The organism is Rhizobacter sp. (genome assembly GCF_035702065.1).
GTDB lineage: Bacteria > Pseudomonadota > Gammaproteobacteria > Burkholderiales > Burkholderiaceae_C > Rhizobacter.
The window spans coordinates 1-5,787 of sequence record NZ_DASSRA010000143.1; the positions used below are offsets into that span (position 1 = coordinate 1).

The window sequence follows — 5,787 nt, forward strand, 5'->3', positions numbered from 1 at the left end:
GCGCAGCAGGGCGTGCGCCACGCGGTGCTGCGCAGCCTGGTGGCCGAGCTGGGCGAGAGCTGCAACCTCACGGCGATGTCGGGCGCCGAGGTGATCTACCTCGACCGGGTGGAAGCCGCCTTCCCGTTGCGCCTGGAGCTGCGCCCCGGCACCCGCGTGCCGCTGCACTGCTCGGCCAGCGGCAAGCTGTTCCTCGCGTTCATGCCGGCGCGCCAGCGCAAGCCGCTGCTCGACGGGCTGGTGCTGAGCCGGCACACCGGCACCACGCTGGTCACGCGCGAGGCGCTGGAGACCGAGCTGGAGCGCATCCGCCACGATGGCTATGCGGTCGACGACCAGGAGTTCGTCGACGGCCTCAACTGCGTGGCCGTGCCGGTGCGCGAGAGCGGCGCGGCCAAGCAGCTACGCTGCGCCGTGGCCCTGCAGGCGCCGACCGCGCGGCTGCCGCTGCCGCAGGCGCTCGCGGCGGTGCCTCGCCTGCGCGAGGCGGCGGCGGCGATCGCGCGCAGCCTGTAGAAAGATCAGCGCGCGGCGGCGAGGGCGAGGCAGCGCGCTTCGTCCTCGGGCGTGAGGGTGGCGACGCTGGTGGGCGGATCGCTGTCCAGCGACTGGGCCCAGGCCAGCGTGTCGCGTGCCGTCTCGCGCACGGGCCGCAGCTGCAGGCCGGCGGCGAGGGCGCGGCGGTTGTCGGCGAGCAGCATGCCGCCGTAGGTGGCATCGGCCTCGGGCAGCCACAGCGGCAGGCCGGTCCAGGGGGCGACGCCCATCGCCAGCAGCGCCGCATCGTCGACCCAGGTGAAGCGCGCATCGCCACCGCCAGCGGGGCGGCAGTCGTCGAGCAGCTGTGACATCGTGATGTCCGGCCCGACGGCGTTGAACACGCCGGTGGTGTGCGCCGCCGCGAGCCGCAGGCACCAGGCCGCGAGGTCGCGCGCGTCGATGAACTGCACCGTGCGCTCGGGCCGGCCCGGCGCCAGCACCTGGCCACCGCGCGCCACGCGCCGCGGCCAGTAGGTGAAGCGGCCTGTCGGGTCGAAGGGGCCGACGATGAGGCCGGGGCGCACGACCGCCACGCGGCCCGGCAGGGCCGCCTGGATCGCTTCTTCGGCACGCGCCTTCAGTGCACCGTACCCCTCGTGGCCAGCACACAGCGGCAGGTTCTCGTCGTAGCGCACACCGGGCGGGAACGAGGCACCGACCGAGATGGTCGACACGAACAGGTAGTGCGGCACGTCGGCGCCCAGCGCCTCGACGGCCCGCGCGACGTGCGTGGGCGTCTGCCCGCTGCAGTCGATCACCGCATCGAAGCGCTGCCCGCGCAGCGCCGACATGTCAGCCTCCCGGTCTCCCGTGAGCGAGACAACGCGCGAGGCGAAGAGCCCGGGATTGCGCCGCCCGCGGTTGAGCAGCGTCACCTCGTGGCCTTGCGCCAGCGCGGCCTCGGTGAGGTGGCGGCCGAGGAACAGGGTTCCACCCAGAATGAGCAGCTTCATCGTCACGTCACCTGCCAGGCGGGCCGCTGCGCCCACCCTGCTGACACACCGCTGGCAGGAGAGCCCTCGTACGCTGCGCGTCGGAAGGAGCCCATCATGGAACTGACAGCACGGATCACCGAGAACCTGGCGTTGTACTCGCAATGGGTGCGCATGTGGAATGGCGAACTCGAACTTTCGGACGACATCATCGGCGAGCAGTTCATCGTGCACCAGGCTGCAGACGCGTGCCAGCCCCGCAGCGAAGTGCGCAATGCGGGCACCGTGCGCGCCTGGGTCGACGGCATCCGCTCGCACAACAAGAGCCTGGCCTACAGCCCGCAAGACCGGCCCTCGGTGAGCGGCTCCACCGTGCTGGCGTACTGGCGCGCCCGAGGCCAGGCCAGGGCCTCGGAGGCGTCGACGGATGTCGAGAAGGTGGGTGTCGACGTGCTGCGCGTGGCCAATGGCAAGTTCGTGGAGTGCTGGACCGCCAACTTCGACACGGCGGCTCCCGCGGATTGACCCGCCGGCGCGGGCATTGCGGGTAAGGCCGAAGTCCCTGCGAGCGCCAGGGCTGACATGCTGGCGGCCGTCGTGCAGCCGTTCGCTGCCCACCCAGGATCGAGCCCATGTCCGCTGAAGACATCGCCGTCATCGGCGCCGGCCCCGCGGGGCTCGCCACCTCGGCCTGCTTGCGCCAACAGGGGCTGGACCATGTGGTGCTGGAGCGCGAAGCGAGCATCGGTTCGTCCTGGCGCAGGCACTACGACCGGCTGCACCTGCACACCGCCAAGGCCTATTCCGGCCTGCCGATGGCGCCGTGGCCCAGGACGGCGCCGCGCTACCCGTCGCGCGAGCAGGTGCTGCAGTACCTGGAGGCCTACGCAACAGCGCATCACATTGCGCCCCGCCTGGGCACGGCGGTGCACGCGGTCAAGCGCAGCGGCGACCGCTTCACGCTGGAGACCAGCGCCGGCACGCTGGCGCCACGCTTCGTGGTGGTGGCCACCAGCTACAACGGCGTGCCGAACCTGCCCGCGCTGCCCGGCATGGCGGGCTTTCGCGGCACGACGACCCACACGCGCGACTACAAGAACGCCAGCCCGTACCAGGGCAAGCGCACGCTGGTCGTGGGCTGTGGCAACTCGGGCGCCGAGATCGCGCTCGACCTGGCGGAGCAGGGTGTGGACGTGGCCATGGTCGTGCGCGGCCCGGTGCACGTGGTGCCGCGCGACATGTTCGGCCAGCCCACGCAGCAGACCAACATCCTGCTGTCGCACCTGCCGCTGTGGTTGCAAGACGCCATCGCCGTGAGCACGGTCGGCCTGGTGGTGGGCGATCTGTCGCGCTGGGGCATCGTGCGGCCGACGCTCGGGCCCAACCGCATGATCGAAGAGTCGGGGCGCGTGCCCATCCTGGACATCGGCACCATCGCCATGGTCAAGCAGGGAAAGATCCGCGTGCTGCCGGCGGCGCAGGAGATCCTGCCCGACGGGGTGCAGGTGCGCTTTGCCGACGGCGCGGTGCACCCGTTCGACGCCATCGTCTTCGCCACCGGCTACACGCCGGGCCTGGCCCAGCTGGTCGAAGGCTTCGATGCGATTGCCGACGCGCGCGGCCGGCCGCTGCGCTTCGGCGAGGAGAGCGGCATCCCCGGCCTGTACTTCGTCGGCTTCAAGAACCCGACGACCGGCGCGCTGCGCGAGATCGCGCTCGAAGCGCCGCGGGTGGCCCGCTCCATTCGCCAGCGTGTGGGGGCGAATGCCGAACGGCCGCAGGGCAGCGGATCAGCGCAGCCCGCCTCCGGCTGAGGGGCCAGCGCCCAGGGCGCACGGCATCACGCCGCCGAGACGATCTGGTTCCGCCCGGCCTGCTTGGCCCGGTACAGCCGGCGGTCCACCAGGCCGATGAAGGACGGTGAGTCCTGGCCGGCCGCGGGGATGACGGTGCCCACCCCCATGCTGACGGTGATCAACTGGCCGAGCGGTGAGTTGCCGTGCGGGATCTGGGCCTTGAAGATGGCCTGCCGGCAGCGCTCTGCCACGGCCGCCGCGGCCGCCTCGTCGCTGGCGGGCAGCACCAGCACGAACTCCTCGCCGCCGTAGCGCGCCAGAAAGTCGCGCGGGCGGTTCGCGGCCGAGGCCAGTGCCTGCGCGACACGCTTCAGGCAGTCGTCGCCTTCGATGTGGCCGTGGTGGTCGTTGTAGCGCTTGAAGAAGTCGACGTCGAACATGATCAGCGAGAGCGGCTGCGTGTTGCGCCGGGCCTCTTCCCATTCCTTGGCGAGCACGGCGTCGAACTTGCGCCGATTGGCCACGCCGGTGAGGCTGTCGCGGAACGAGAGATCCTCGAGCTCCTTCTGCAGGCTCAGCAGCTTCTCCTCGGTCTTCTTGCGCTCGGTGATGTCAAACATGAAGCCGACCAGCGAGTCGACCTCGCCCTGTTCGTTGCGCACCACGTGCACCACGTCGCGGATCCACACGTACTCGCCGCTGGCGGTGAGTGCCCGGTAGTCGGCCTCGTGGTCCACGCCCGCCTGCGACTGCGAAACGCAGAAGTTGACGACGCGCTCACGGTCGTCCGGGTGCATGCGCGAGGCCCAGTCGTCGACGCTGACCCAGGTCGACGGCGCCCAGCCGAGCAGGGGCTCGATCTGCGGGCCGATGTAGGCGAAGCTCATGCTCGCCCAGTCGATCTTCCAGGGGATGGCGCGGGTGGATTCGAGCAGGGTCCGGTAGACGGCGGCGTCGGGTTCGCTGGGATGCATGGTGGAGGCCCCGGGGGTGCGACACCCGAGCATAGCGGCGATCCGCCGGCGCGACGCGTGCGTTTGCCGCAGATGCGGCGAGAAGCCGCAGCGCCCGGAACCGACGGACCTGACGGGATCAGTACCCCAGCGCGAGCCCCGAGTTGCGCCGCGGGTCGTTGGCGCCGTAGTAGCGGTTCGCCCCCACCGGCTTGCCGTTGAGCGACGGTGCACCGACGATGATGGCCGCCAGGTGGTTGGCCGGCTGCGGGTTGGCGAGCGTGTGGCCCATGGCTTCGAGCAGCTTGCGCGTGTCGGGGCTGATGGCGTGCTTCTCCACGTTGGTGGCCTCGGGCAGCCACTGCTGGTGGAAGCGCGGCGCGTCCACCGCCTCCTGGATGTTCATGTCGTAGTCGATCACGTTCAGGATGGTGTGCAGCACCGCGGTGATGATGCGGCTGCCACCCGGCGTGCCGAGCACCATCACCGGCTTGCCGTCGCGGCTCACGATGGTCGGGCTCATCGAGCTCAAGGGGCGCTTGCCCGGGGCGATGGCGTTGGCCTCGCCCTGCACCAGGCCGTAGAGGTTGGGCACGCCGATCTTGGCGGTGAAGTCGTCCATCTCGTTGTTGAGCAGCACGCCGGTGCGGGCGGCGGTGACCTTGGCGCCGAACCAGTCGTTGAGCGTGTAGGTGACCGACACCGCATTGCCCCACTTGTCGACGATGGAGTAGTGCGTGGTGTTGCTGCCCTCGTGCGGCGCGACGCCGGGCTTGATGTCTTTCGACACACCGGCCTTGTTGGGGTCGATGGCGGCGCGCAGCTTCTCGGCGTAGCCTTTGTCGAGCAGGCGGTCGAGCGGGTTCTTCACGAAGTCGGGGTCGCCGAGGTAGCTGTTGCGGTCGACGTAGGCGTGGCGCATGGCCTCGATCTGGTAGTGCACCGCCTGCGCCGAACGGAAGCCCAGCTCCTTCAGCGGGTAGCCCTCCAGCACGTTGAGCATCTCGCAGATGATCACGCCGCCCGAGCTGGGTGGCGGCGCCGAGACGACGCGGTAGCCGCGGTAGTCGCACTCCACCGGCGCGAGTTCGCGCGTCTTGTACTGGTCGAGGTCGGCCTGCGTGAGGATGCCCTTGCCGGCGGTGCTGGCGGCGACGATTGCCTCGGCCACCGGGCCCTTGTAGAAGCCGTCGGCGCCCTTGTCGCTGATGCGTTGCAGCGTGCGCGCGAGGTCGGCCTGCACCAGCTTCTGCCCCACCGCGAAGGGCTGGCCCCGGTTGAGGAAGATGGCGGCCGAGGGCGCGTCGCGGCGGAAGTCTTCGGTGGCGGTGACGAGCATGTCGACGTCGCCCTGGTCGAGCACGAAGCCTTGCTTCGCGTAGCGGATGGCCGGCGCGATGAGGGCGGCGCGCTTCATCGTGCCGTAGCGCGACAGCGCGTACTCGAAGCCGGACACCGAGCCCGGCACGCCCACCGCGAGGTAGCCCTTGGTGCTGAGGCCCTTGACCACCTGGCCATCGGCACTGAGGTACATGTTGGCGGTGGCGGCCAGCGGCGCCTTCTCGC

General features: G+C 70.6%; 6 protein-coding genes. 3 read left to right on the forward strand and 3 right to left on the reverse strand.

Going from position 1 to position 5,787, the window contains the following annotated elements; genetic code table 11:
- A partial coding sequence (locus tag VFL64_RS06915) for an IclR family transcriptional regulator (protein WP_489539642.1) occupies positions 1-516 on the forward strand: 516 nt, incomplete at its 5' end.
- Positions 517-521: 5 nt separating this feature from the next.
- Here the strand turns inward: VFL64_RS06915 and VFL64_RS06920 are convergent.
- Positions 522-1,493, reverse strand: coding sequence for an NAD-dependent epimerase/dehydratase family protein (locus VFL64_RS06920; RefSeq protein ID WP_489539643.1), 972 nt, complete (start codon positions 1,491-1,493; stop codon positions 522-524).
- A gap of 96 nt (positions 1,494-1,589) precedes the next feature.
- On the opposite strand from VFL64_RS06920, the gene VFL64_RS06925 reads away from it, so the two are divergent.
- Positions 1,590-1,997, forward strand: a complete 408-nt coding sequence (locus VFL64_RS06925) for a nuclear transport factor 2 family protein (RefSeq protein WP_489539644.1) — start codon at positions 1,590-1,592, stop codon at positions 1,995-1,997.
- 107 nt (positions 1,998-2,104) lie between these two features.
- A complete protein-coding gene (locus VFL64_RS06930; protein ID WP_489539645.1) occupies positions 2,105-3,286 on the forward strand; it encodes a flavin-containing monooxygenase in 1,182 nt (393 codons plus the stop codon).
- Between the two features lie 26 nt (positions 3,287-3,312).
- On the opposite strand, the gene VFL64_RS06935 is transcribed toward VFL64_RS06930, so the two are convergent.
- A complete protein-coding gene (locus VFL64_RS06935; RefSeq protein WP_489539646.1) occupies positions 3,313-4,242 on the reverse strand; it encodes a GGDEF domain-containing protein in 930 nt (309 codons plus the stop codon).
- A 118-nt stretch (positions 4,243-4,360) separates the two neighbouring features.
- Positions 4,361-5,787, reverse strand: a 1,427-nt coding sequence (gene ggt / locus VFL64_RS06940) for a gamma-glutamyltransferase (protein WP_489539647.1), incomplete at its 5' end; no start/stop codon positions are given.